The 25,675-nt window shown below is 70.7% G+C and carries 28 protein-coding genes; 5 read left to right on the top strand and 23 right to left on the bottom strand.

Annotated elements, in window-relative coordinates:
* Window positions 1-47: 47 nt before the first annotated feature.
* From panD to AW270_RS05410, 3 genes are all read right to left on the bottom strand, one after another.
* On the bottom strand, window positions 48-467 hold the full coding sequence (gene panD, locus AW270_RS05420) for an aspartate 1-decarboxylase (protein WP_061291212.1): 420 nt from the start codon (window positions 465-467) through the stop codon (window positions 48-50).
* 71 nt (window positions 468-538) lie between these two features.
* Entirely contained in the window at window positions 539-1,369 is an 831-nt protein-coding gene (panC, locus tag AW270_RS05415; protein ID WP_061291210.1) for a pantoate--beta-alanine ligase, read from the bottom strand.
* Window positions 1,360-2,250: a Rossmann-like and DUF2520 domain-containing protein gene (locus tag AW270_RS05410; RefSeq protein ID WP_061291208.1), complete on the bottom strand. Its 891-nt coding sequence runs from the start codon at window positions 2,248-2,250 to the stop codon at window positions 1,360-1,362. Before AW270_RS05410 ends, panC begins: the two co-directional genes overlap by 10 nt.
* A gap of 106 nt (window positions 2,251-2,356) precedes the next feature.
* On the opposite strand from AW270_RS05410, the gene AW270_RS05405 reads away from it, so the two are divergent.
* From AW270_RS05405 to AW270_RS05395, 3 genes are read left to right on the top strand one after another with little or no spacing between them, the layout of a single operon-like run.
* Entirely contained in the window at window positions 2,357-3,292 is a 936-nt protein-coding gene (locus tag AW270_RS05405) for an SAM-dependent methyltransferase (protein ID WP_061291206.1), read from the top strand.
* A 5-nt stretch (window positions 3,293-3,297) separates the two neighbouring features.
* On the top strand, window positions 3,298-3,780 hold the full coding sequence (locus AW270_RS05400; protein ID WP_061291204.1) for a cation:proton antiporter regulatory subunit: 483 nt from the start codon (window positions 3,298-3,300) through the stop codon (window positions 3,778-3,780).
* Between the two features lie 8 nt (window positions 3,781-3,788).
* A complete protein-coding gene (locus tag AW270_RS05395) occupies window positions 3,789-4,961 on the top strand; it encodes a cation:proton antiporter (protein ID WP_061291202.1) in 1,173 nt (390 codons plus the stop codon).
* Between the two features lie 26 nt (window positions 4,962-4,987).
* Here the strand turns inward: AW270_RS05395 and AW270_RS05390 are convergent, their stop codons facing one another.
* Window positions 4,988-6,169, bottom strand: a complete 1,182-nt coding sequence (locus AW270_RS05390) for a cytochrome P450 (protein ID WP_061291200.1) — start codon at window positions 6,167-6,169, stop codon at window positions 4,988-4,990.
* Window positions 6,170-6,206: 37 nt separating this feature from the next.
* Here AW270_RS05390 and AW270_RS05385 point away from each other — a divergent pair, with 37 nt between their 5' ends.
* On the top strand, window positions 6,207-7,352 hold the full coding sequence (locus AW270_RS05385) for an NADH-quinone oxidoreductase subunit D (RefSeq protein ID WP_061291198.1): 1,146 nt from the start codon (window positions 6,207-6,209) through the stop codon (window positions 7,350-7,352).
* 7 nt (window positions 7,353-7,359) lie between these two features.
* On the opposite strand, the gene AW270_RS05380 is transcribed toward AW270_RS05385, so the two are convergent.
* From AW270_RS05380 to dacB, 11 genes are all read right to left on the bottom strand, one after another.
* On the bottom strand, window positions 7,360-7,821 hold the full coding sequence (locus tag AW270_RS05380; RefSeq protein ID WP_061291196.1) for a DUF3180 domain-containing protein: 462 nt from the start codon (window positions 7,819-7,821) through the stop codon (window positions 7,360-7,362).
* A 9-nt stretch (window positions 7,822-7,830) separates the two neighbouring features.
* On the bottom strand, window positions 7,831-8,331 hold the full coding sequence (gene folK / locus AW270_RS05375) for a 2-amino-4-hydroxy-6-hydroxymethyldihydropteridine diphosphokinase (protein WP_218009094.1): 501 nt from the start codon (window positions 8,329-8,331) through the stop codon (window positions 7,831-7,833).
* Window positions 8,328-8,690, bottom strand: coding sequence for a dihydroneopterin aldolase (folB, locus tag AW270_RS05370; RefSeq protein WP_061291192.1), 363 nt, complete (start codon window positions 8,688-8,690; stop codon window positions 8,328-8,330). The genes folK and folB overlap by 4 nt, the downstream gene beginning before the upstream one ends.
* 103 nt (window positions 8,691-8,793) lie before the next feature.
* A complete protein-coding gene (locus AW270_RS05365) occupies window positions 8,794-9,234 on the bottom strand; it encodes a nuclear transport factor 2 family protein (protein WP_061291190.1) in 441 nt (146 codons plus the stop codon).
* On the bottom strand, window positions 9,221-10,078 hold the full coding sequence (gene folP / locus AW270_RS05360) for a dihydropteroate synthase (protein WP_061291189.1): 858 nt from the start codon (window positions 10,076-10,078) through the stop codon (window positions 9,221-9,223). The genes AW270_RS05365 and folP overlap by 14 nt, the downstream gene beginning before the upstream one ends.
* Window positions 10,079-10,171: 93 nt before the next feature.
* Complete coding sequence (gene folE / locus AW270_RS05355; protein ID WP_061291187.1) at window positions 10,172-10,756, bottom strand: GTP cyclohydrolase I FolE; 585 nt, start codon at window positions 10,754-10,756, stop codon at window positions 10,172-10,174.
* Between the two features lie 5 nt (window positions 10,757-10,761).
* A complete protein-coding gene (gene ftsH, locus AW270_RS05350; RefSeq protein ID WP_061291185.1) occupies window positions 10,762-12,768 on the bottom strand; it encodes an ATP-dependent zinc metalloprotease FtsH in 2,007 nt (668 codons plus the stop codon).
* 259 nt (window positions 12,769-13,027) lie between these two features.
* Window positions 13,028-13,585, bottom strand: a complete 558-nt coding sequence (hpt, locus tag AW270_RS05345; RefSeq protein WP_061291183.1) for a hypoxanthine phosphoribosyltransferase — start codon at window positions 13,583-13,585, stop codon at window positions 13,028-13,030.
* 11 nt (window positions 13,586-13,596) lie between these two features.
* The gene (gene tilS, locus AW270_RS05340) at window positions 13,597-14,574 is read right to left on the bottom strand and encodes a tRNA lysidine(34) synthetase TilS (protein ID WP_061291181.1); all 978 of its coding nucleotides are present in this window, start codon (window positions 14,572-14,574) and stop codon (window positions 13,597-13,599) included.
* Window positions 14,571-15,662, bottom strand: coding sequence for a zinc-dependent metalloprotease (locus tag AW270_RS05335; RefSeq protein ID WP_174549843.1), 1,092 nt, complete (start codon window positions 15,660-15,662; stop codon window positions 14,571-14,573). The genes tilS and AW270_RS05335 overlap by 4 nt, the downstream gene beginning before the upstream one ends.
* 23 nt (window positions 15,663-15,685) lie before the next feature.
* Window positions 15,686-17,071 carry a D-alanyl-D-alanine carboxypeptidase/D-alanyl-D-alanine endopeptidase gene (dacB, locus tag AW270_RS05330; RefSeq protein ID WP_061291179.1) on the bottom strand — a complete coding sequence of 462 codons (1,386 nt, stop codon included), beginning with the start codon at window positions 17,069-17,071 and terminating at the stop codon, window positions 15,686-15,688.
* Window positions 17,072-17,151: 80 nt separating this feature from the next.
* Between dacB and AW270_RS05325 the strand changes: the two genes are divergently transcribed.
* Window positions 17,152-17,634: an inorganic diphosphatase gene (locus tag AW270_RS05325; RefSeq protein WP_061291178.1), complete on the top strand. Its 483-nt coding sequence runs from the start codon at window positions 17,152-17,154 to the stop codon at window positions 17,632-17,634.
* On the opposite strand, the gene AW270_RS40455 is transcribed toward AW270_RS05325, so the two are convergent.
* From AW270_RS40455 to AW270_RS05285, 8 genes are all read right to left on the bottom strand, one after another.
* On the bottom strand, window positions 17,624-18,673 hold the full coding sequence (locus tag AW270_RS40455) for a C40 family peptidase (RefSeq protein WP_218009093.1): 1,050 nt from the start codon (window positions 18,671-18,673) through the stop codon (window positions 17,624-17,626). The two genes, AW270_RS05325 and AW270_RS40455, sit on opposite strands and share 11 nt — an antisense overlap.
* A 57-nt stretch (window positions 18,674-18,730) precedes the next feature.
* Window positions 18,731-19,378 (bottom strand): hypothetical protein, encoded by a 648-nt coding sequence (locus AW270_RS05315; protein ID WP_061291173.1) that lies wholly within the window; start codon window positions 19,376-19,378, stop codon window positions 18,731-18,733.
* Window positions 19,350-20,633, bottom strand: a complete 1,284-nt coding sequence (locus AW270_RS05310) for an RNA polymerase sigma factor (RefSeq protein ID WP_061291171.1) — start codon at window positions 20,631-20,633, stop codon at window positions 19,350-19,352. The genes AW270_RS05315 and AW270_RS05310 overlap by 29 nt, the downstream gene beginning before the upstream one ends.
* A 66-nt stretch (window positions 20,634-20,699) precedes the next feature.
* Window positions 20,700-21,623, bottom strand: a complete 924-nt coding sequence (locus AW270_RS05305; protein ID WP_061291169.1) for an alkaline phosphatase family protein — start codon at window positions 21,621-21,623, stop codon at window positions 20,700-20,702.
* The gene (locus AW270_RS38485; protein ID WP_061291167.1) at window positions 21,620-21,931 is read right to left on the bottom strand and encodes a hypothetical protein; all 312 of its coding nucleotides are present in this window, start codon (window positions 21,929-21,931) and stop codon (window positions 21,620-21,622) included. The genes AW270_RS05305 and AW270_RS38485 overlap by 4 nt, the downstream gene beginning before the upstream one ends.
* Before the next feature lie 159 nt (window positions 21,932-22,090).
* Window positions 22,091-23,173 carry a saccharopine dehydrogenase family protein gene (locus AW270_RS05295; RefSeq protein WP_061291165.1) on the bottom strand — a complete coding sequence of 361 codons (1,083 nt, stop codon included), beginning with the start codon at window positions 23,171-23,173 and terminating at the stop codon, window positions 22,091-22,093.
* A gap of 23 nt (window positions 23,174-23,196) precedes the next feature.
* A complete protein-coding gene (locus AW270_RS05290; protein ID WP_061291163.1) occupies window positions 23,197-23,988 on the bottom strand; it encodes a hypothetical protein in 792 nt (263 codons plus the stop codon).
* A gap of 75 nt (window positions 23,989-24,063) precedes the next feature.
* Window positions 24,064-25,674, bottom strand: coding sequence for an ABC-F family ATP-binding cassette domain-containing protein (locus AW270_RS05285; RefSeq protein ID WP_061291161.1), 1,611 nt, complete (start codon window positions 25,672-25,674; stop codon window positions 24,064-24,066).
* Window position 25,675: the final 1 nt, after the last annotated feature.

The raw sequence follows: 25,675 nt of genomic DNA, 5'->3' as shown, positions 1-25,675 counted from the left end.
GCGAGCCCCTTTCGTCAATATGACGATAACGCCCACGATGCCGGGGCTCATCCCCGGGTGGCCACTTCGTCGCCCCGCTCCAGGCCGGGCAGCAAGGACGCGGCCAGATCCGCACCGAGATCCACGATCCGGTTGTCGCGGTCGACGTGGACCACCTTCGGGGTGTAGGCCCGCGCCTCGGCGTCGCTGAGCTGGCCGTACGCGATGATGATCACCAGATCCCCCGGCGAGACCAGGCGGGCCGCGGCCCCATTGATGCCGATGATCCCCGACCCCCGTGGGCCCGGGATGGTGTACGTCACCAGCCGCGCCCCGTTGTCGATGTCGACGACGTGGACCTGCTCACCCGCCAGCAGGCCGGCCGCGTCCAGCAGGTCTTCGTCGACCGTCAGGGACCCGACGTAGTGGAGGTCGGCCTGGGTCACGGTCGCCCGGTGGATCTTGGACGTGAGCATGGTCCGGAGCATCGGGGGTCCTGTTCTCTAGGCAGGTTCACAAACGCGAGCCACGGCCGGCCTTCGGCCGTCCGCGTCTCGCTTCAAACGGTGAGCACGACGTTGTCGATCAGGCGGGTCGTCCCGACCTTGGCGGCCACCGCGAGGATCGCCTCCCCACGGTGACCTGGGGAGACCTCCTCGAACGTGGCGGGATCGGCCAGCGTCAGGTAGTCGAGCAGCAGCGGGGGCTTGAGCCGGGCGGCCTCTTCGAGCACCGCCTTGGCCGCCTCCTTCGCCCTCTGCGGGTTCCTGGCCCCGGCGTCGAGGGCCTTGGACAGGTGGAGCGCCGTGACCCGGTCGTCGGCCGACAGGTAGCGGTTGCGGCTCGACAGGGCCAGGCCGTCGGGCTCTCTCACGGTCCGACCCGCGACGATCCTCACGGGGACGTCGAGGTCGGCGACCATCCGGCGGATCAGGGCGAGCTGCTGGGCGTCCTTCTGCCCGAACACGGCCACGTCGGGCCGGGTCAGGTTGAACAGCTTCAGCACCACGGTGAGCACGCCGTCGAAGTGTCCCGGCCGGAACGCGCCCTCGGCGACCGTGCCCATCGCCCCGGCCGACACCGAGACCTGCCGGTCGGGCAGGTACATGTCCTCGACGGCGGGCGCGAACACGACGCTCACGCCCTCTTCGCCGCAGACCTCCAGGTCGCTGTCGAACGTCCGGGGATAGCGCCCGAAGTCCTCGTTGGGCCCGAACTGGAGCGGGTTGACGAAGATGCTGACGATCACGCGGTCGGCCTGCTCGTGGGCCAGCCGGATCAGCGACCGGTGCCCTTCGTGCAGCGCGCCCATCGTGGGCACCAGCGCGTAGGAGCCGGGGCGGCGCGCGCCCTCGAGTTCCGCGCGGTTCCCGGCGACCGTCAGGTCCATATGTTGCCTCCCAGCGCGTCGAGGAGCCGTTCGGCCGCCTCGGGCTTCAACAGACCCGCCGCCAGGGCCCGGTCGGCGGTCAGCCTGGCCAGCGCGATGTACGCGTCGGCCGCCTCGGGCGCGGCGAGGATCAGGGCGTCGACGTGTCTGCGCACGGTCTCGGCGTCTCCCCGCACGACCGGCCCGGTCAGCCCGTTGATCCCCAGCCGGAGCACGTTGTCGAGCGCGGCCCCCAGCAGCGGCCCCAGCATCCGGCCGGGGTGTTCGACCCCGATGCGCTCCAGCAGGTCCTGTGACTCGGCGATCAGGGTGACCATGTGGTTGGCGGCCCCCGCGACGGCGGCGTGGTAGAGCGGCCGGTCGCGGTCGTTGATCCAGACCGGCTCGCCGCCCATCTCGATCACCAGCGCCTCGGCCACCGGGCGCAGCTGCTCGGGCGCGGTCACTCCGAAGGTCGCGCCGTTCAGCCGCCCGAAGTCGTCGCCGCGCCCAGTGAAGGTCATCACCGGGTGGAGCGCCAGCGGCAGGGCTCCCAGCTCGGTCGCGGGCTGCAGCACGCCCAGCCCGTAGGCGCCGCTGGCGTGCATCAGCAGCTTGCCCCGCAGGTCGGCCCCGGTGGCGGCGAGCCCGGAAACCAGACCGGGCAGCACGTCGTCGGGCACCGTCAGCAGGATGAGTTCAGCTCGGCGCATGACCTCGTCGGGCCTGCTCAGGTCGATCCCCAGCAGGTCGTTCGCGCGCCGCTGGGACGCGTCGGAAACGCCGCTGGCGGCCACCACCCGGTGGCCCGCCTGGGCCAAAGCGGCACCGAGAACGGAACCCACCCGTCCGGCTCCGAGCACCCCCACGGTGAGTCGCGCGGGGCGATCACTTGTGTCCATGCCGTCCTCCCGACCGCCAGAGTAACGGCGGGCGCGGACTGGAAGCCGTTAGGGGCCTGGCCTTGATCAAGGGTGTCCACATCCGGACACGGGTAGTGTCGGGCGGATGTGGGTTTCGTGGCGGGCGGCGACCCATCGGGCGCTCTACGGAGACGGCGGGTTCTACCTCAAGGAGCGGCCTTCGGCGCATTTCCGCACGTCCGTGCATGCCTCGCCGCTGTTCGCCGAGGCCGTGGCGCGGTTGCTGGCCCGGGTCGACGCCGACCTGGGGCACCCGGAACGGCTCGATTTCGTCGACATGGGCGCGGGTGACGGGCGGCTGGCGGCGGGGGTGCTGGCGGCGTTCGGCGGGGAGCGGCTGCGCGTGGTCGCGGTCGATCTCGCGCCGCGCCCCGGCGGCCTGCCCCCGGGGGTCGAGTGGGCCTCGGAGCCTCCCGGGGAGATCACCGGGCTGGTCGTGGCCAACGAGTGGCTCGACAACGTGCCCGTCGACGTGGTCGAGCAGACCCCCGACGGCCCCTGCCTGGTCGAGGTCGACCCCGAGACCGGTTCCGAGCGCCTGGGACCCCCGCTCACCGATCCCGCCGACCTCGCCTGGCTCGCCGCCTGGTGGCCGCTCCCCCGCGTCGGGTCGCGCGCCGAGATCGGCCGTCCGCGCGACGAGGCGTGGAACTCCCTTCTCGCACGTCTCTCGCGCGGCATGTGCGTCGCCGTCGACTACTCCCACGTGCTGGCCGACCGGCCCGACCAGGGCACCCTGACCGGCTATCGCGACGGCCACGCCGTGCCCCCGGTCCCCGACGGCACCTGTGACATCACCGCCCACGTCGCCCTCGACGCCTGCGCCCGGGGAGAGGGCCTGCTCACCACCCAGCGCGAGGCCCTGCGCGCCCTCGGCCTCACGGGGGCCCGCCCGCCGCTGGCGCTGGCCTCGTCCGACCCCCGCGGCTACCTGCGCGCGCTGGCCCGCGCGTCGGCCGAGGCCGAGCTCATCGACCCCCAGGGGCTGGGAGGTTTCGGCTGGTTAGAACAGGTACGGTAAAGGGTGTGGAGATCGAACAGACCGCACTGCCAGGGATTGGCCTCAAACACGAGTTCACGACCCACACGGGCCGCCGCATCGGCATCGTGTCGCACCGTTCCGGCAGACGCGATCTGATCATCTACGACCGCGACGACCCTGATCGGGCATGTGAGAGCGTGCAACTCACCGACGAGGAGGCCGACGCGCTCGTCGAGCTCCTCGGCGCGCCCCGCATCGTCCAGCGCCTCAACGCCCTCCACCGCGAGGTCGAAGGCCTGGTCAGCGTGCAGATCCCGGTGACCCCGAGCTCGCCCTACGACGGGCGCACCCTCGGGGACGCCCGCATCCGCACCCGCACCGGCGCCTCCGTGGTGGCCGTGGTGCGCGGTGATCAGGTGCACGCCAGCCCGACGCCCGATTTCGGGTTCCGGGCCGGAGACGTGGTCGTGGTGGTCGGCGACGCCGAGAACACCGCGGCGGTTGCCGACATACTGGCCGACGGGTAGGTCGACGAGTGCACCACACCGCAATACTTTTCCTCGAGCTCGGCGGGGTCATTCTCGCGCTCGGCATCCTCGGGGCGCTCGCCCTGCGCGTCGGCATCTCGCCGATCCCCCTCTACCTGGTCGCCGGTCTGGCCTTCGGCACGGGCGGCATCCTGCCCCTCGCGACCAGCGAGGAGTTCATCGCCACCGGCGCCGAACTGGGCGTGATCCTCCTGCTGCTCACCCTGGGCCTGGAGTACAACGCCGACGAACTCATGACCAGCCTCAAGAGCAACGCGCCCAGCGGCCTGGTCGACCTGGTCCTCAACGCCGCCCCCGGCGTGATCGCCGCGCTGCTGCTCGGCTGGGGCCCGGTCGCGGCGATCGCGATGGGCGGCGTCACCTACGCGACGTCGTCGGGCATCACCGCGAAGGTCCTGTCGGACCTGGGCTGGATCGGTAACCGCGAGACGCCGGTCGTGCTGTCGCTGCTGGTCTTCGAAGACCTGACGATGGCGCTCTACCTGCCGATCCTGACGGCCCTGCTGGCCGGCGTGTCGCTGGTGAGCGGCGCGATCACGGTCGCGATCGCGCTGGCGACGGTCACGGTGGTCCTCGTCGTGGCGCTGAAGTTCGGCGACTGGATCGAGAAGTTCGTCGCCAGCCCGAACTCCGAGGTGCTGCTGCTCAAGGTCATCGGCCTGGCCATGCTGGTCGCCGGCCTGGCCCAGCAGCTCCAGGTGTCGGCGGCGGTCGGCGCGTTCCTGGTCGGCATCGCGCTGTCGGGCGAGCTGGCCCACGACGCCCGCGCGCTCCTGATGCCCATCAGGGACCTGTTCGCGGCGGTCTTCTTCGTCTTCTTCGGGCTGCAGACCGACCCCGCCAAGATCGTGCCGGTGCTGTGGCTGGCCGCGATCCTGGCGCTGGTCAGCATGGTCACCAAGCTGGCGACGGGCTCGTTCGCGGCCCGGCGGGCGGGCATCGGGCGGGCCGGCCGGGTCCGGGCCGGCATCGCCCTCATCCCGCGCGGTGAGTTCAACATCGTCATCGCCGGTCTGGCCGTGGCGGCCGGGGCCCACCCGGATCTGGGGCCTCTGGCGGCGGCCTACGTGCTGATCCTGGCGGCCTTCGGTCCACTGGCGGCCCGTCTGACGGCGCCGCTGGTGGCGGCGCTGACCAAGGCGAAGCCCGCCCCCCACTGAGTTGTCCACAGCCTGTGGACAACTGCTCAGTGCGTGGAGACCCGCAGTTCGGTGAGGCCCCGGATCACGTAGCCGGGCTTCCACGTCGGCTCCTCGACCAGGTCGATCCCCCGGTCGAGGAGCGCGCCGAACGACTCGATGAGCTCGATGCGGGCCAGCGGCGCGCCCAGGCAGAAGTGGATGCCCGCTCCGAACGAGATGTGCGGATTGTCGGTACGCCCCACGTCGAACCGGTCAGGTTCGGGGAACACCGACGGGTCGCGGTTGGCGGAGCCGAACAGCAGGGCCACCTCGCTGCCGCGCGGGATCGGGGTGCCGCCGACCTCGACGTCCTCCAGCACCCACCGCTCGAACATCTGCAGCGGCGTGTCCCAGCGCATCATCTCCTCGACCGCCGTCGGCAGCAGCGAGCGGTCGTCGCGGAGCCGCTGGAGCTCGGCGGGGTTGCGGAACAGCGACCACCAGCCGTTGCCGGTCACGTTGACCGTCGCCTCGTGCCCGGCGTTGAGCAGCAGCACGCAGGTGCCGACCAGCTCGTCTTCGGTCAGCCCGACCTGGGTCAACGCGCTGATCAGGTCGTCACCGGGGTTCTCGGCCCTGAGCCGGGCCAGGTCGCGCAGGTAGGCGGCGAACTCCCCGGCCGCCCGCGCGGCGGTGTGCTGGGCGTCGAGGGACGGGTTGAGCTCGTACATGCCGCAGATGTCGGCCGACCACGGCCGCAGGTGCCGCCGGTCCTGCTCGGGCACGCCGAGCATCTCGGCGATCACCGTCACCGGCAGCGGCTCGGCCACCTCGGCGATCAGGTCGCCGCCGCCCTTGGCGGCCAGCGCGTCGGCCAGCTCGGCGGCCATGGCCCTGATCCGGGGCCGCAGCGACTCAACCATCCGGGGCGTGAACGCCTTGGACACCAGCCGCCGCAGCCGCGTGTGGACCGGCGGCTCGACGTCGAGCATCCCCGCCCGGATCACCCGCCAGAACGGCTCCTGGAACTCCGGCTCCGGCACGTGGCCGAAAACGGAGTGGTCCTCGAGATGGAGATACGACCTCCCGAGCCGCCGATCCCGCAGGAGGGCGTTGACGTCCTCGTAGCGCGGGATCAGATATTGATCGGTCTTGTCGAAGTAGGAGACGGGCCCCACCGCACGAAGATCGGTGTAGACATCGTAAGGATGGGCGACGAAATCCGGGTTCCAAGGGTCAAACCGCACATTTCACATGCTAATCGCGGCGTGGCACGATGAGACCATGAGCGAGATCGTGGTCGGCATGGGCGCGGGCGCCAAGGAGCTCGCGACCGAGGACATGATCCTCAACATCGGCCCGCAACACCCGTCGACCCACGGCGTCCTGCGCCTCCGCCTCACCCTCGACGGCGAACGCATCGGCACGGCCGAACCGATCATCGGCTACATGCACCGGGGGGCCGAGAAGCTCTTCGAGGTCCGCGACTACCGCCAGATCATCGTCCTGGCCAACCGGCACGACTGGCTCTCGGCCTTCGCCAACGAACTGGGCGTGGTCATCGCGGTCGAGCGCATGCTCGGCATGGAGGTCCCGGTCCGCGCCGTCTGGACCCGCACCCTGCTCGCCGAGCTGAACCGCGTCCTGAACCATCTGATGTTCCTGGGCAGCTACCCCCTCGAACTGGGCGCCATCACCCCGCTCTTCTACGCCTTCCGCGAGCGCGAGACCCTCCAGGCGGTGATGGAGGAGATCTCCGGCGGCCGGATGCACTACATGTTCAACCGCGTCGGGGGCCTGAAGGAGGAGATCCCCGAAGGCTGGATGTCCCGCACCCGCCAGGCCGTCGCCGACGTGCGCCGCCGCCTGCCCGACATCGAGAACCTGATCTCCGGCAACGAGATCTTCCTGGCCCGGACCCGTGGCGTGGGGGTCCTGACCCCCGAGACGATCCGCCAGTACGGCGTCAGCGGCCCCATCGCCCGCGCCTCGGGCGTCGACTGGGACCTGCGCCGCGACGACCCCTACCTGGCCTACGGCGAGCTCCCCCTCAAGGTCGTCACCCGGGAGGCCGGCGACTGCCACGCCCGCTTCGAGGTCCTGCTCGACCAGGTCAAGGTCTCCCTGGACCTGGCCGACGCCTGCCTCGACCGCCTGGCCGACCTGCCGCCCGGCCCCATCAACCAGCGCCTGCCCAAGATCCTCAAGGTTCCCGAAGGGCACACGTACGCCTGGACGGAGAGCCCGCTGGGGATCAACGGCTACTACCTGGTCAGCCGGGGCGAGAAGACGCCGTGGCGGCTGAAGCTGAGAAGCGCCAGCTTCAACAACGTCCAGGTCCTGCGCGAGATGCTTCCCGGCCACCTGGTGGCCGACATGGTCGCCATTCTGGGCTCGATGTTCTTCGTCGTCGGCGACATCGACAAATAGCCGAGGGTCAGGCGGGGCGCTGGCCCTGGTGGTTGGGGTCCTCGGGGACCCGGCAGCAGTACTCCAGGAAGAGCGCCGCGCAGATCAGCAGGACGGCCGAGACCAGCGACCCCGCCGCCACGAGCGCGTCCTGCCTCGGGCCGGGGATGTCGAACATCCCCAGGGTGTGGATGAAGAACCCGGCGAACACCCCCGCGAGCCCCGACGCGGCCAGGGCCGTGGCCTTGGCCAGAGCGGCCAGCCGGGCCACGACCAGTGGCTCGGGCGGGGTGGTGCCCTCTTTCCGGTTGATCCGGGCGCGCGTCAGCCACCCCGTGTAGGCCTCGCCGATCGCCAGCAGCAGGAACGTCGGAATGGCCGTCCAGGGCACCTGCGGCAGACTCGAATAGGCCCCCTGCAGGAATCCCCAGGTCACCACGGCGAACACGACCACAACGCCGACGAGCACACCGGGGTTGCTGGGCTTCACGACAGACTCCTAAAGCGGGGGTTCCAGCGACAGGTCGGCCCGGAGCCGCACGCCGCTCTGGTCGAGGCCGCTCAGCAGCGCCGCCACCGAACCCCGGCCCGGCAGCACCGCGGCGGGGTCGGCCTGGGACCACGGCACCAGCACGAAGGCCCGCTCGTGGGCGCGGGGATGGGGCAGCGTCAGCTCGGGGTCGTCGGACATCAGGTTGTCGACCATGACGATGTCGACGTCGAGCGTGCGCGGCCCCCAGTGCTCCGCGCGCACCCGCCCGAACGCGTCTTCCACCCCGTTGGCCCGGTCGAGCAGGGTCCGGGGGTCGAGCGAGGTCTCCCCGATCACCACGGCGTTCAGATAGGCCCCCTGTGAGGGCCCGCCGACCGGATCGGTCTCGTAGACCGGCGAGAGCGCCACGAAGGACATGCCGGGCGCGTCGAACAGCGCGTCGAGACCGCTCTGCAGATAGTCCATCCGCTGCCCGAGGTTGGAGCCGAGCGAGAACACGACCCTCACCGCGACCTCCTGACCGTCACCACCACGTCGTCGAACGGCAGCGGGATGGGGGCGGCCGGCTTGTGCACGGCGACCTCCACGCTCTCCACCAGCTCGTGCCGCAGGCAGACCCCCGCCAGCCGCTCGGCCAGCGTCTCGATGAGGTTGACCGGCTCACCCTCGACCACGCCCACCAGCTCCAGGGCCAGCGCGCCGTAGTCGACCGTCTTGGTCAGATCGTCGCCGGCCGCCGCCGGGGCCACGTCGAGGAACAGCGTCGCGTCGACGACGAACTCCTGCCCCAGCTCACGCTCGGCGGGCAGGCACCCATGCCGCCCCCGCGCCCGGAGCCCTCTCAAGCTCACCGTGTCGAGACCCACGACACCTCCCCGCTCATCTCGGCCCGAGATCACTTTCTACAGGCAGCCGGTTCCGAGCATCACAACGCCCCCCGCCCGAACGGACATTCCACCGGACGGAGATCTACGAGGCTTCCTCTTCTTCGTCGTCGTCGCCCGTCTGCAGGACCGGGGACCCGTGGTGGTGCCACAGGCGCCAGCCCCCGGCCGTCTTCACGAAGGTGTTGGTGGCCACGACCCGGCCCGCCGCGAAGCCCGTGTCGCCCACGTCTTCGGCGTCGGCCGCCGTCAGGATGTTCTCGGCGCAGGTCAGCACCGCGACATTCCCTAACACCGTCGTCTGCACGTCGGTCAGCACGAACTGGATGTAGGGCGTGTTGGCCATGATCAGCGCCCACGATCGGAGCACTTCGCCGCGGCCCGACAGCAGCGGCCAGCCGGGATGGACGCACATCGCGACCAGGTGGTCGGGCACGTCGTCCACCCAGATCTCCGACATCCGATCCAGGTCGGCGCTTTCGATCGCGGCGTAAAAGGCCTGGTTGAGGTCTTCAACCTCTTTCATCGGCTGCCCTCCACGCCGCGGCAACCCGGACGGCGTCGGCGTTGGGTCGGACGTCGTGGACACGCACACACCAGGCGCCGTCGCGGGCGGCGAGCGCGGTGACCGCGAGGGTCGCGTCGTCGTTGTCGGCGAACGGACGGGGTTCGCCGCCGGGACCGGCCAGAAGGCGGCCGAGGAAGCGCTTGCGGGACGCCCCGATGATCACGGGGTGGCCCAGCTCGCGGAGCCGGCCGAGACCGGCCAGGAGCGCCCAGTTGTGGTCGGCCTGCTTGGAGAACCCCAGGCCTGGGTCGATGATCAACTGCTCCTCGCGGACGCCTTCGGCGAGCACCGAGTCGACGCGCTTGCGCAGCTCCTCGGTGACCTCAGTGACCACGTCGGTGTAGATCGCCCGCGTCTCCATGTCTCTGCTGTGGCCGCGCCAGTGCATCACCACGTAGGCGACGCCGGAGGCGGCCACCACGCGGGCCATCTCGGGATCGGCCAGGCCGCCGCTCACGTCGTTGACCAGCTTCGCCCCGGCGGCCACGGCCATCTCGGCGACCTCGGCCCGCATGGTGTCGACGCTGACGACGACGCCCTCGGCGGACAGGCCCCGGATCACCGGCTCGACCCGGTGGAGCTCCTCTTCCAGGGAGACCCGCGCCGCCCCGGGACGGGTCGACTCACCGCCCACGTCGACGATGTCAGCGCCCTGTTCGACCAGGGCCAGGCCGTGGGCGACGGCGGTGTCGGGGTTGAACCACCGGCCGCCGTCGGAGAAGGAGTCGGGGGTCACGTTGACCACGCCCATGACGAGGCAGCGCCCGGCGTCGGGCAGCCCCGGCACGGTGAACGCGCTCATCAACGGCTCCTCATGGTGTCGATCGGGATCAAGCCTAGGCGTTCGGGCATCACGATCAGCCGCCCGGGGGCCACCTGTGGATAACGATCGAACCTAACGGCCGATGATCAGGGACATCGCCTCGGCGCGGGTCTTGTCGTCTTCGCGGAAGATGCCGCGGACCGCCGAGGTGATCGTCTTGGCGCCCGGTTTGCGGACGCCGCGCATGGTCATGCACATGTGCTCGGCCTCGATGACCACGATCGCGCCCCGGGGCTTCAGGACGTCCATCAGGGCGTCGGCGACCTGGGAGGTCAGCCGTTCCTGCACCTGGGGCCTGCGGGCGTAGAGGTCGGCCAGGCGGGCCAGCTTCGACAGGCCCGTCACCTGGCCCTTCGCGTTGGGGATGTAGCCGATGTGGGCCACCCCGTGGAAGGGCACCAGGTGGTGTTCGCACGTGGAGTAGATCTCGATGTCGCGCACCAGGACCATCTCGTCGTGGTCGGCGTCGAACACCGTCGTCAGAACGTCTTCCGGCTTCTGCCCGAGCCCCGCGAACTGCTCCGCGTAGGCTCGGGCGACGCGCGCCGGGGTCTCGACCAGGCCCTCACGGTCCGGATCCTCGCCGATCGCGATCAGGAGTTCGCGAACGGCCGCTTCGATCCGGGCGTTGTCGACCTGGAGAGGCTTGCCAACCACTTTTCTTACGCCTCGTCCTTTTGGGGTGCGGGCTGCGCGACAGCGGAGCCGTTGCCGGAGGCGATGGCGGCGGTGCCGTGGCCGTTGGCCGCGGCGACCTCCTTCGGAGTGATCACCGGAGGACGGTCGGAGGGCAGCCGCTTGCCGTAACCGGCGTAGGACGGCCGCTTCTCCCTGACCACGATGGGCGCGAAGATCTCCAGCACCTGCTCGCGGGACAGGGTCTCCTTCTCCATCAGCTCCAGGACCAGGTTGTCGAGCACGTCACGGTATTCGACCAGGATCTCCCAGGCCGAGTCGTGGGCCGACTCGATCAGGCGGCGCACCTCGTCGTCGATGGACGAGGCGATCTGCTCGGAGTAGTCGCGCTCGTGGCCCATCTCACGGCCGAGGAAGACCTCGCCGTTGCCGGAGCCGAACTTGCGCGCGCCGAGCTTCTCGCTCATGCCGTATTCGGTGACCATGCGGCGGGCGATCGAGGTCGCCTTCTCGATGTCGTTGGAGGCGCCGGTCGTGGGCTCGTGGAAGACGAGCTCCTCGGCCGTGCGGCCGCCCAGCAGCATCGCGAGCTGGTCGTTCATCTCCGAGCGGGTGGCCAGGAACTTGTCTTCCATCGGCAGCGTCATCGTGTAGCCGAGAGCGCGGCCGCGCGACAGGATCGTGATCTTGTGGACCGGGTCGGAGTTGGGCAGCGCGTGGGCCACCAGGGCGTGGCCGCCCTCGTGGTAGGCGATGATCTTCTTCTCCTGGTCGGACATGATCCGCGACTTGCGCTCGGGACCCGCCATCACGCGGTCGATCGACTCTTCGAGGATCTCCATCGTGATGAGCTTCTTGTCCTGGCGGGCGGTCAGCAGGGCCGCCTCGTTGAGGACGTTGGCCAGGTCGGCACCGGTGAAACCGGGCGTCCGGCGGGCGATGACGTCGAGGTCGACGTTCTCGGTGAACGGCTTGCCGCGCCCGTGGACCTTGAGGATGCCCTTGCGGCCCTCAAGGTCGGGACGGTCGACCGTGACCTGCCGGTCGAACCGGCCGGGACGCAGCAGCGCGGGGTCGAGGATGTCGGGCCGGTTCGTCGCGGCGATGAGGATCACGCCGCCCTTGACGTCGAAGCCGTCCATCTCGACGAGGAGCTGGTTCAGGGTCTGCTCGCGCTCGTCGTGCCCACCGCCGAGGCCGGCGCCGCGGTGACGGCCGACGGCGTCGATCTCGTCGATGAAGATGATCGCGGGGGCGTTGGCCTTGGCCTGCTCGAACAGGTCGCGGACGCGGCTCGCGCCGACACCCACGAACATCTCCACGAAGTCGGAACCGGAGATCGAGTAGAACGGCACCCCGGCCTCGCCGGCGACGGCCCTGGCGAGCAGGGTCTTACCGGTTCCGGGCGGGCCGTAGAGCAGCACGCCCTTGGGGATCTTGGCGCCGATGGCTTGGAACTTGGCGGGCGCCTGCAGGAACTCCTTGATCTCCTGGAGCTCCTCGATCGCCTCGTCGGCCCCGGCCACGTCGGCGAACGTCGTCTTCGGGGTGTCCTTGGTGATGAGCTTGGCCTTCGACTTGCCGAAGTTCATCACCCGAGAGCCGCCGCCCTGCATCTGGTTCAGGAAGAACAAGAAGAACAGGACGATCAGGATGATCGGCAGGAAGCTCATGAGCAGGGTGACGAAGAAGTTCTCCTTGGGAACCTCGACCGTCCACCCGTTCTTCGGGTTCGCCTTCGCCAGAGAGTCGGTGAACTGGACGCCCTGACCGGTCACCCAGGAGGACTGGATGCGGTCGGTGGACTTGCCGCCGACGGTGATGGGCTTGGCCAGCGTCACCTGGGCGAGCTGATCCTTGTCGACAATCTTGGCGCTCACCACATTGCCGCTGTTGATCTGCTGGAGCACCGTGGAGGTGTCGGCGGAGGTGTAATTCCCGCCCGTGTTCATCAACGTCGTGACGAGCAGCAGAAGCACGACGATGCCCAGGATCCACAGCAGTGGCCCACGTGTAAATCGCTTGAGATCCATCCGATGCGGAACCCCGGCGGGCCCGTCCCTTCCTGACCAAGGCCTGGCCCCCTTTGGGTAAAGGGGGTCGCGGCACCCTTTGCCGCTCCTACTGACTCCCGGGGCCGCCCCCGGGTTATCAGAAGGTACACCGAGCCGCCGGTGAGGGTCACCGCACGGCAGGCTCGGGCATTGCTCATCCAACGTACGTCAGGGACAGACGTGTTCCCCTCGCGCGGAGCAAATATCAAGCCCCTTGAGGGGTCACTTCGCTCAGGGCTTATTCGCCGCCATAGACATGTGGCGCGAGAGTGCCGATGAATGGGAGGTTCCGGTAGCGCTCGGCATAGTCGAGGCCATAACCGATGACGAACTCGTTGGGGATGTCGAAGCCGACGTACTTCACCTCAAGAGGGACTTTCACCGCCTCGGGCTTGCGCAGCAGAGTGCAGATCTCGACCGAGGCCGGGTTGCGCGACTGGAGGTTGTTCAGCAGCCACGACAGGGTCAGGCCCGAGTCGATGATGTCCTCGACGACCAGCACGTGGCGGCCCGCGATGTCGGTGTCGAGGTCTTTCAGCACCCGCACGACGCCCGACGACTTGGTGCCGGCGCCGTAGGAGGACACCGCCATCCAGTCCATCTGGACCGGCACGTGGAGCGCCCGCGCGAGGTCGGCCATCACCATGACGGCACCCTTCAGCACTCCGACGATCAGCAGTTCGTGGCCGGCGTAGTCGGCGTCGATCTGCCCGGCGAGCTCCTTGACCTTGGCCTGGAGCTCTTCCTCGGAGATGAGGACCTTGGACAGGTCTCTGCCCATGTCGGCTGCGTCCACCTGCGAATTCCTTACGAGAGGGAGCTGGTGAACATCAGCCTGCCATATCGCCGCACCACACCCACCCCTCCGGGTAGGTCCACCCCCTTCTGCCCCGTCCAGCTGGTGACCAGCCGTTCGGCCTCCTCGATGTGGACGGCCGCGAGGGCCGACGGCGGCGACCCGGCGGCGACGGCGGCCCGGTGGATCACCCGCCGCCGCACCGCCGCGGGCAGTTCGGCGAGCGTGGCGGTGGCCAGGCCGGTGCCCAGGTCCCTGGCCTCGGCGTAGACCCGGTCGGCCCAGTCGTCGAGGGCGTCGGCGTCGTCGCGGCACAGGCGGGCGGTGCGGGCCAGCGCGTCGGCGATGCCCGGACCCAGCTCGGCCTCCATCAGGGGCAGCAAGGTTTGCCGTACTTTGACCCGGGTGAACCGCGGGTCGTCGTTGTGGGGGTCGTGCCAGGGGGTCAGGCCGAGCGCGGCGCACGCCTCTTCCGTGCGGGCACGGCTGACGCCCAGCAGGGGCCGCCGGTAGACGCCGGTGGCCTCGGCCATGCCCGACAGGGAGCGCGAGCCGCTGCCCCGGGCCAGCCGCAGCAGCACCGTCTCGGCCTGGTCGTCGCGGGTGTGGCCGAGCAGGACCAGCGCGCCCAGCCGCGAGGAGATCTCGTCGAGCGCGGCGTAGCGGGCGATCCGGGCCGCCGCCTCGGGGCCTCCGAGGGTGCCGACCTCGACCGTCACCGCCTCGGCGACGTCGAGGCCCAGCTGGGGCGAGAGCCGTACGAGACCTTCGGCTCTTTCCCTGGAACCGGGCTGGAGGTCGTGGTCGACGGTGACCAGCCCGGCGCGGAGGCCGAGGCGCGGAGCGACGAAGGCGAGACAGGCGGCGAGGGCCAGGGAGTCGGCGCCGCCGCTGCACGCGGCGAGCACCAACCGGCCCTTCTCCACGTCGGCGAGCGTCTCGCGGATCGCCCGGCGGACGTCGGCGACCGCCGGATGGGGGCCCATCAGGCGGACTTGGGCTCGGAACCGTTCTGCCCCTGCTCAAGGGCGTTGGCGGTGAGGACCCGGCGCATCCACGCCTGGGGATCACCGATCTCCTTGCGGGTGGGCAGGGTCTCCGGGGAGGTCCAGACCCGGTTGAAGCCATCCATTCCGGCCTCCTGGACCACGGTGGTCACGAAGGAGGAGCCTTCGGCGTACTGCTTCATCTTCAGGTCGAGGCCGAGCAGGCGGCGGACCACCTGGTCGACGCGGGAGCCGCCCGCGCGGCGCTGCTGGAACTTGGCCCGGATGTCGGCCACCGACGGGACCACGGTGGGGCCGACGGCGTCCATCACGTAGTCGCCGTGGCCCTCGACCAGGGTCATCACGGCGGTCACGCGGTCGAGCACGGCCTTCTGCTCGGGGGTCTGGATCGCCTCGATGAGGTTGCCCTCGCCGCCCCGGAAGGCGTCGGCGACCGCGTCGGTGACGTCGCGCATGCGGTTGAGCAGGGTCGACAGGTCCATGTCGGAGATCGTGAGGAACTCCTTCATCTGGGCCTGGAGGTATTCACGCAGCCACGGGACGCCGGTGAACTGGACCCGGTGGGTCTCCTCGTGGAGGCAGACCCAGAGGCGGAAGTCGCGCGGGTCGACGCGCAGCTCACGCTCGGTGTTGACGATGTTGGGGGCCACCAGAGTGAGGCGGCCCATCGGGAGGTTGCCGTCGGGGTCGGGCGGTAGGAACAGTTCGTACTGCCCCAGGACCCGGCTGGCCAGGAAGGCCAGGACGGCGCCCACCTCGACGCCGGTGATCCGGGAGCCGACCGCGCTGACGATGGCCGGCATGCTGCCGACCTTCTCCTCCAGCGGTTCGAGGACGACCTTGAATCCCTCGACGTTGGCCCGGATCCAGCCGGGCCGGTCGACGACGGTCGCCTCCTCGGGAGGCGCCGAGTCGATCCCGGTGAACTCCTTGACGTGGACCTCGGCCTCGCGCGACAGGCGCCGAAGCTCGCTGACGGCCTGTTTCGCTTCTTCACGGCTCACCTGTGGCCCCGGGCGGACGAGCCTGACTCCGGTAGCGACGGCGAGATCCCAGTCGATCACCTGCATGTTCACCACCGTATGTCGTCGGTTCACGCGGCGCGCGAGACCAGGGTCGCCAGCCGGTCGAGCGCTTTGACGGTCTTGCCGGGGTCGGTGACGCCGTTGGCCATGAACGCGAAGCTCAGCAGCCTTCCGTCGGCCGAATGGACCAGACCCGTGAGTGTGTTCACCCCGTCGAGCGTGCCCGTCTTGGCCCGGACCAATCCGGCGCCGGCCTTCGAGTCGGCCTCGCCGTAGCGCCCGTGGAGGGTGCCGGTGAAGCCCGCGACCGGCATCCCGCTGACGAGCGAGTGGAGCTCGGGATGGCGCGGGGACGCGCCGAGGGCGACCAGTTTCGCCAGCGCGGCCGGGGTGATCCGGTTGGTGGTCGACAGGCCGCTGCCGTCGTGGACCTCGACGCCCTCGGTGATGCCGAGCCGGGTCAGCACCGCCTTGTAGGCCTTGGCCTGGCCGGCGTAGGTGTGGGGCTGCTTCTCGGCGATGGCGACGTGGCGGGCCAGCGCCTCGGCCAGGTCGTTGTCGCTCTCGGTGAGCATGCGCTCGACCAGGGCGTAGACCGGGGCCGACTCGACGCGGGCGAGCTCCTGGGCGGGCTGCGCGGCCTTGCCGGGCTTGATCGTCTTGCCGACCTTGATGCCGTACTTGCCGAGCAGGCCGCCGAACGCCTTGGCGGCGTCGGCGGGCGGGTTCGCCGAGCGCGGGAAGTCCTGGCGGGGCACGACGCGGCCCTCGTCGATGGCCAGCGCGGTCACCGGGGACGCGCTCCCCTCGGGGACGTAGGTCGGCTTCCAGCCGGGGGCAGTCACCGGGCCCTGGAAGAGCGAGGCGTCGTAGGAGAGTGTGACCGAGGTCACCCCGGCGGCCTTGAGCGCCTTGGCGGTGCGGGAGGCCAGGGCCGCCATGGTGGCCGCGCGCGGATAGTGGTCGCGGGTGTCGGCCTTGGGCCCGGCGAGGGTCGGATCGCCGCCGCCGACCAGAACGATCTTGCCGGGGGCGGTCTGGACGACCGTCGTGGCGAAGGTCACATCGGCGCCGATCGAGGCGAGGGCCGCCGCGCCGGTGACCACTTTGGTGGTGGACGCCGGGGTCAGCGCGGTGGTCGAGCCGCCGTCGAACAGGGTTTCCCCGGTTTCGGTGTCGATGACCGTACCTGCGACCTTGCCGCCTATTCCGGGGTCACCCATGGCGTCACGAAGGAGGGTGGTCAAAGTACTCTTAGCCGGGAGAGGGCCGTCCAGCGCGGCGATCAGAACAGGCGGTGCCGTGACGATCGGTGTGGGGGCCGGTCTGGGGGCGGCGGCCTGTATCGGAATCCGCTCGGTGCCGTTGACCACGAGGTAAACGCCCGCGGCGATGACGAACACCTGCAGCAGCGCGAGGGTGGCGATCACCACCCAACGTTCGCGTCGTACCACGTGACCTCTCCCTAGTTACGCCTACGAGACACTAACGCCACTCCGGGACCACTCGGATGGCTTGAGCGGAGGAAATGGCAGTGGAGTTCGACGTTGTCGTTGAGATACCCAAAGGGCAACGCAACAAGTATGAAGTGGATCATGAGACCGGCCGGATCCGGCTCGACCGGATGCTCTTCACGTCCACTCAGTACCCTGCCGACTACGGCTTCATCGAGAACACCCTCGGCGAGGACGGCGACCCCCTCGACGCCCTCGTCCTCCTCCAGGAACCGACCTTCCCCGGGTGTCTCATCCGCTGCCGCGCCGTCGGCATGTTCCGCATGACCGACGAGAAGGGCGGCGACGACAAGGTCCTCTGTGTGCCCTCACGTGACCCCCGCCAGGAGCACATGCGCGACATCCACCACGTCCCCGAGTTCGACCGGCTGGAGATCCAGCACTTCTTCGAGGTCTACAAGGACCTGGAGCCCGGCAAGTCCGTCGAGGGCGCCAACTGGGTCGGCCGGGCCGAGGCCGAGCTGGAGATCGAGCGCTCCTACAAGCGCGCGGTCAAGCATTAGGCCGCGTGGCGCCGACGTAGTCGGGCCGCCACATCGACGCGATGCGGACCACGTCTCCCGTCTGGGGGGCGTGGACCATCAGGCCGCGTCCGATGTAGAGGCCGACGTGGTGGATCGGGTCGCCGAAGAACACCAGGTCGCCGGGGCGTAGGTCGTCGTCGCCGACGTGCGGGCCGGAGGTCCACTGGGTGCCGGTCCAGTGGTCGAGCGGCACCCCCACCCGTTCCCAGGCCCGCATGGTCAGGCCCGAGCAGTCGAAGCTCTCGGGGCCGTCGGCCGCCCACACATAGGGCTTGCCGAGCTGGGTCAGCGCCCAGCGGGTCGCCTCCCCGCCCGGCCCCTCGGCGGTCAGCGCCCAGAGAGGGGCCCCGCTCGTCCTCATCCGGAACCGGGTCAGATCGAGCCGCTCCTCGATCTCCCGCTGCTCCTTCCGCAGGTCCCTGGTCTCGGCCAGCTGCGTCCGCACGGCCTCCTCCGCGGCCGTCTTGAGACGCCCGGCCTCCTCCGCCGCCCGCCGGGCCTCGGCGAGCATGTCGGCGGCCTGGTTCTGCAGGATCCGGAGCACCTCGCGGCTGTCGTCGAGCCGGCCGATGACGGCCGCGCGCTCGTCGCCGAGCTGGGTGACCAGGCTGGCCCGGCGCATCAGCGCGGCCGGAGCGCCCGGCAGGGCCATCATCGGGCGGGCCAGGTCGACCCCGTAGGAGTCGGCGGCCAGGGCGGCGGCCCGGCTCCTGGCCTCCTCGACGGTCTTCTCGGCCTCCATCAGGCCAGCGGTGACCTCGGCGTGTTCGGCCTGGGCCTGCTTCACCTTGACGAGCTCGCCGTTGTAGGCCTCGATGAGGCGTTCGGCGTCCCTGACGAGCTCGCGGCGGCGCTCCTTCGCGCGGGCCAGCCTCACCTGGGTCCGGGCGAGCTCCCGGACCTGGGCGGCGATGGTGTCGCGGGGGACCGGCGTCGCGGCGGCCTCTCCCGGCGTCCCGGCCAGCAGCCCGGCGACGATGATCGTCGCGGGCAGCGCCCTTGACCTGCGGTTCGACATGCGCAGGCACATTCCCGCAGGTCACTCAAGGAACACCGGCCCCAATGGCAAAGGAGTTCACACGAGTTTCAACAGTCGCGCGATCCAGGGGCGCATGCCGGTGGTGAGCGGGTCGGGGCCGCGCGGGTAGGCGAACACCGGGGCGTCGCCGCCGTGGGTGGCCCGCAGCTCGGCCGCCTTGCACCAGTCGGCGGCGGTCCGGCAGGCCGCCCACGCGACCGACAGGGCCGGTCGCGCCTCCGGGTGGCGTTCGTGGATCTGGGCCAGGGTGATCGCGGCGTGGGCGGCGGCGTAGCCGTCGTCGGGGTAGGCGGTGCCGGCCAGGTAGGGCGCGGTGACCCGGCCGCCGTGGGGGGTGCTCTGCACCCACGTCCAGTTGGCGACGACCAGGTTGAGGACCGGGGCGGGGATCCTGGCCGCCTCGCTGTACATGCGATCCTGCCGGGGACCCGTCAGGCGGCGGGAGGACCAGAGCCAGGTGACGTCGTCGGGGGTCTGACCCTCGGCCAGCCAGGTCAGGACGGCCAGGGCGCGGGCGGCCTGGAGGCGGCTGAGGTCGAGGACGTCGCGCAGCATCCGAGGGCCCGGGTCGAGCCAGACGGGCCAGGCCGCCTCATGGGCCTTAGGCACGAGCGCGGCCAGCGGCGCGGGCGGCAGGTCGGGGTAGACCCGGCGATCACGGACGGCAAAGCCGACGGCGGCCATGGCGTTCGCCCTTCACGTGCGTGTGCTCCTGCTCCTGCGTTTCGGTCGTGGTGGTGGCCAGGTCGACGTCGACCGGGGCGACCGGGCTCACCGTGACCGCCGGGGTGACCGTCGCGACGGGGGTCGGCGAGGGACGCGGGACCGGGGGGCGGGTGCGGGCAGTCCTGCTGGGAGTGGGGCGCGGGGGCCGGGCGCGTTCCGGCCGGGGGTAGTGGACGCCCAGGACGGTCGGGCGGGGGCGCGGTCGCGCGGTCCTGCCGGGGGAGGGTTCGTCGACCGGGGTCAGGACGCGGATCGTCGGCGGCACCTTCGGCGGGTAGTCGGAGACCGGGGTGGTCGGCGTCAGGACAGGACGCGCGACCACGCTGCCGCGGTTCTCCATCGGCTCGCCGGTGACCTGCATGACCAGCGCGACCACCACGGCGGCGGCGACCACGGCGGCCAGCGCGCCCACGACCACGTGACGCCCGCGCCGGCTCTCCCCGCCGGGGAAGCCCTGGGCGTCGAGCGGCCCGGCCCGGCGGGCGACGTAGCGGCGGTAGGCGAGCAGTTCGGGATCGATGAAGCAGCTCATCACCCGGACGCGGACCGTGTCGGGAACCACCGGGAGGGGCAGCAGCGCGAAGACCTTGCCCGCCGAGACCTGGCGGGCGCGGTGGGGGCGGCAGGTCTCGCAGGTGAAGATGTGGTTGACCACGCGGGCCCGGCGTTCGTCGGGGTCGCCGCCCTCGGCGTCGGCCACCAACACCGAACGGGCCGGGCAGTCGCCGGGGTCGCGGCGGGCCAGCACCTCGGCGGTGATCGCGTCCTGCAGCCGGAGCGAGGCCGACTCGCGCAGGGCCTCGGCGTGGCGGGCGCTCAGGCCGAGCACCGCGCCCAGGTCGGCGGCGGCCAGGCCGTGGCGCAGGGACAGTTCGAGGATCTCGCGGTCGTCGGCCGGCAGGCCGTGGACGGCGTGCCAGGCGGCGGCGTCGGGGGCCTCCTCGGGCTCGGCCGGGGGGTCGCTCTGCCGCCTGCGCCGGCATTCGGCGCGGGCCAGCGCGAGCAGCCAGACGTAGAGGCGGTCGGGGTCGCGCAGCGCCTCGATGTGGGCCTCGGCGGCGATCATCGTGTCGCGTAACGCCACCTGGGCGCTCTCGGCGCCGAGCAGGAACCAGCAGAAGCGGTAGACGCCCTCGGCGTGGGCGTCGTAGAGAGATGCGAGAGCACCCGGATCGCGGGCGCGCAGGGCCTGAACCAGATCGCGATCGGTCATGTCACCGAAGGTAATGGATTCGTAACTTGGAGTTCAGGCTTTCCGCCGCATTCTCGGCCGCTATTTTCAAGGCATTTCGCCGAGCGGAACGCCCTCCAGGTCGGCGGGAATTCGTATCCCCAATTGGGCGAAAACGGTCGGTGCGACGTCGACGAGTTTCGCCTCGTGGCGGCGTTCGTGCCGGATTCCCGGGCCGGCGGCGAGCAGGAAGATCTGGCGTTCGGCCGGGGTCGCGCCGCCGTGGCCGCCCTCGTCGCGGTGCCCGTGGTCGGTCACCACGATGACCGACCACTTCTCGTTCGGGTACGTCGGACGACGCTTCACCGCGTCCACGAGGCGGCCGACGGCCAGGTCCATGGTGTCGAGCGCGGTGGCGTACTCGGGGCCGAGAGGGCCGTGTCTGTGGGCCACCTTGTCCGGGTTGACCAGGTGCAGGAAGACGACGTCGGCCTGGTGGCGGGCGATCAGGTCGGTCATCCGGCGGATGATCATCTCGTCTTTGAGGTGTTCGGCGTAGTCGACGCCGGGGCGCAGGGTCGCGTGCCAGTCGACCTGGTGTAGCAGGCCGGTGTCGAAGAACGTCCGCCACAGGGTGACGGCCAGGGTGTCGAGTTCGGGGTGCAGTCGTTCGATGCGAGTCAGGAAATCGGGATATCTCGTGTATTGGCGTCCGTCAAAGGTGTTGTCGTGTACGCCGTGCTTTTCCGGATTCACTCCGGTGAGAATGGTCGACCACGCCGGACCGCTCAGCGATTTCACGCCGGGGGTCAGGTCGAGTTCCCCGGTGGCGTAGAGGCCCTCGCTCATGAGGGCGCGCAGATAGGTCGCCCGAGTGGTGAGGACACGGTCGGTGCGGACGCCGTCCACGCCGATCACGAGCACCTTCGGGACCGGTTCCGGCGGTGGCGGCTCGACCGTGGTCACCGGGCCGCAGCCCAGCGCCACGGCCGTGGCGACCGTCAGCGCCCCCGCCCACAGGCGCGGTCTCACGCCAGGCCGCCGGCCATGATCGCCAGACCGGCCGCGGCGGCGGCCGAGGCGCCCAGGGCGAGGGTCACCCCGGCGCAGACCATGGCGGTCTCCACGACGCCCCGGTTGATCGACCTCGGGTGGTCGTCGGCGATCTCCCGCAGCGCCCGCACGCCCGTGAACAGCGCCGCCAGGGCGAGCAGGACGCCCAGGCCTCCCAGGAAGAGCAGCGGCAGCGAGAGGTAGCCGAGCCGGGCGGTCCAGACGACCGAGGTGTACGGGGCGTCGCGCCGGGCCACCGCCGCCTCGACGAGCGCCCAGGAGCTCATGAGGTCCTTCGTGGAGGCGGTGCCACGCCCGAATCGCGGTGTAGGCCGTACTTTGAGGTTCTTCATGGAAATCGCCCCCCGGAAGAAAGATCGAGCCTTATCCGGGGGAATATCACGAACGCTGAGTGACCACTCCGCGACGCGCGGTTTCTTGGCGATTCACGGAGTGAGGCCGACGGAGGCGCAACCGTCGGTCAGGGCGTCGAGGCCGAACGCCTCCACCGGGCCGAGCGCGCCGAGGCCGCCCACCCCGCCGACCAGGGCGGTCGTGGCGCCCCAGGCGAGGATCTTGGCGGTGAGGTCGTAGGGGTCGCCGCCGTTGAGGCGGACGGTGGCCAGCAGGGTGCCGTCGGGCGCGTAGGCCTCGGCGATGGTCAGGGAGGCGACGGGCAGGCCGTCGGGGCTGTCCTGGCGGGCCGCCCGGTCGGCCATCAGGGAGGTCAGTCTCCGAGCGCCCGGAACCGCCCGCACCAGCGGGGTCAGCCGGGCGAACACCCCCGCCGCCCGGGTCAGGCCGCCCAGCCAGCCGAGGTAGACGTTGACCTCGCGCAGCCGGGGGTGCGTGCGCGGGAGGGCGAAGTGTTCGCTCGCGCCCATGGCGATGCCGTGGCGGCGTCTCGGGCCGAGGGCGAAGGCCCGGGTGCGGCCGGTCTCCCGGACGATGCGGCCGTCGCGGAAGCCGTACATGGGCTCCAGGATCATGCTCAGCGCGGAGGCGCGGGTTCCGGCGCTGGCCCGCTTGGCCATGTTGCCGCGCAGGAAGTAGCCCACGTCGACCCGCACCGCGTCGGGGCCCGCCTTGCGGAGGGCCAGGGCGGCGGCGAGGTTGCCGGGGACGTAGTCGTACCCGAAGGCGGGGATCAGGGTCGCGCCCGCCGCGGCGGCCTCGGGGCCGTGGCGCTGGAAGACGCGCTTGACGAACGGCGGCTCACCGGTCGAGTCGAGGTAGACCGCGCCCGCCTCGATCGCCGCCATGACCGCCGCGTCGCCCCACCGCAGGAACGGTCCCACGGTGGAGACCAGCACGTCGCCGGGTTCGAGCAGGTGGGCCACCGAACGCGGCCGGGTCGCGTCGGCCACCGCCGTGGGCAGCGCCCCCGGCAGCGAGGCGGCCAGCTCGGCCAGCCGGGCGGGGTCCCGCCCGGCCAGGAGCGGCTCAGCGCCCAGCGCCACCAGCGCTTTGGCCGTGAGCCGCCCGGTGTACCCGGTGGCCCCGAACAGCACGATACGGGGGGTGGTCATGCCATTACCGTAACCTCACGGCTTCACGGCTTCTGTTCGGTGATGACGGTGTAACCCCGGTCCTTGGCGAACGGAGCGGTCTTCGGGGCCTGGGTGTAGATCGGCTGCGCGCCGCCGGCGGCCAGGTCCTCGTAGGGTTTGGCGGTGGCGCCCCAGGTCCGCGCGGTCACGTTCGTGGCGGCGGCCACCCCGCCGCTGACGCTCTCGACGGTGATGATGAACCGGCGGCTCACCCCCGGCCGCACGTCGTCGACGAAGGCGGTGCCCCCGCCGATCAGCTTGCCCGCCGCGTCGCGCAGCAGCCCGGTCACCACCAGGCTCCCGGCCGGGCGCGTGTAGGGCGACTCGACGTAGCCGGTGATCAGGTAGGACGAGGCGCTCAGCTTCTCGGTGGAGACCCGCTCGACCGGGAACGACTTGTACGCCGACGGCACCCGCGCCGCCTGGTGCCACGAGGCCGGCTTGTAGTCGATCTTCACGCTGACCGGCTTCTCCACCGCCAGCGCCTCCCCGGTGAAGGCCATCGAGCCGCCGGGGGCGACCGCGTCGAGCGGCTGCTCCATCCGGACGACCTCCTTGCCGGCGGCGTCCTTCCCGGTGATCGTGGCGACCGCGTTCTCCCCGAAGTGCCACTTGTTGCCGTTGTTGAGCACGGCGGCCCAGTTGACCAGGTAGCCGCCACTGGCCTGCACGACCGAGGAGGTCTGCTCCTTGAGCGCGAGCGGGGCGAGTTCGGTCTTCTTGGCCTCTTCGTCACCCGAGCACCCGGAAACCAGGAGCGTCACGGAGAGGAGCGACAGGGCCAGGACTGTCATACGGTGCGTCACCAGGCCGTGATAACTCGTGCGCGCGGCGCGTTCACCTCGACCCGCCAACAGCGGACGCAATCTTTAACGCGCGCGGACGACCCGCCCCTCGTCCCAGACCGGCTCTGGTGATTCGTAGACCTTCCCATCGGCGCCGAACACGAGGTAGCGATCGAAGTCGGCGGCGAACCAGCGGTCGTGCGTGACCGCCATGACGGTGCCCTCGAAGGCCTCCAGGCCCTCCTGGAGCGCCTCGGCGCTGGCCAGGTCGAGGTTGTCGGTCGGCTCGTCGAGCAGCAGCAGGGTCGTGCCGGACAGCTCCAGCAGGAGGATCTGGAACCGGGCCTGCTGGCCGCCCGACAGGGTCTCGAAACGCTGTTCGGCGATGGTGCCGGCCAGCTCGTAGCGGGACAGGGCCTTCATGGCCTCGTTCTTGAGCCGGGCGTGCTCGTTCATCACGATGTCGACCGGGGTGCGCTTCATCAGCTCGGGGTGGGAGTGGGTCTGGGCGAAGTGGCCGGGGACGACCCGCGCGCCCAGGCGGGCGACGCCGGTGTGCCTCACGTCGCCGCCGCTCAGCAGCCGCAGGAAGTGGGACTTGCCGGAGCCGTTCGAGCCGAGGACAGCCACCCGTTCGCCGTACCAGACCTCCAGGTCGAAGGGCTTCATCAGGCCGGTGAGCTCCAGGTCCTCGCAGATGACGGCCCGCTTGCCGGTCCGGCCGCCGCGCAGGCGCATGGTGATCTGCTGCTCCTTGGCCGACACCTCCGGCGGCCCGGCCTCCTCGAACCGGCGCAGCCGGGTCACCGCGGCGTTGTAGGGGGCCGCCATGCTGTCGTTGTAGGCGGCCTTCTGCTTGAGCATGACGACCAGGCGCTTGATCTTGGCGTGCTCCTCGTCCCAGCGGCGGCGCAGCTCGTCGAGGCGCTCGTTGCGGTCGCGGCGCGCCTGGGCGTAGGTGCCGAAGCCGCCGCCGTGGATCCAGACGTTGCCGCCCTCGACGGTGACGATCCGGTCGGCGGCGTTGGCGAGGAGCTGGCGGTCGTGCGAGATCAGCACGACGGTCTTCTGGGTCTCCCTGATGGCCTGTTCGAGCCAGAGCTTGCCCGGCACGTCGAGGTAGTTGTCGGGCTCGTCGAGGAGGAGGACCTGGTCGGGGCCGCGGAGCAGGGCCTCCAGGACCAGTCGTTTCTGCTCGCCGCCGCTGAGCGTGTTGACCTCGCGGTACTTGCAGTCGTCGTACGGGATGCCGAGCGCCGCCATCGTGCAGGTGTCCCAGAGGACCTCGATGTCGTAGCCGCCGGCGTCGGTGTAGTCGGTGATCGCCTGGGCGTAGCGCATCTGGGTCTTCTCGTCGTCGCGCTCCATCATCTGGAGCTCGGCCTTGGCCAGATGGTCGGCGGCCTCCCTGACCCGGGTCGGCGCGACCGAGACGAGCAGGTCGTGGACGGTCCGTTCGTCGCGGATGCTGCCGATGAACTGGCGCATCACCCCGAGGCCGCCGGAACTGGCCACGGAGCCCTCGACCGCCTGGATGTCGCCCGCGATCAGCCGCATCAGCGTCGTCTTGCCCGCGCCGTTGGGGCCCACGAGCGCCGCCTTGACGCCCTCGCCGACGCGGAAGGAGACGTCGTTGAGCAGCGGCCGCCCATCGGGGAGCACATGGGTGATATGGGCGATCTCGACGTGGGCCATG

The sequence above is a fragment of the Herbidospora cretacea genome, assembly GCF_001570605.1.
Taxonomy (GTDB): domain Bacteria; phylum Actinomycetota; class Actinomycetes; order Streptosporangiales; family Streptosporangiaceae; genus Herbidospora; species Herbidospora cretacea.
This window is presented reverse-complemented; position numbering and strand designations above follow the sequence as displayed.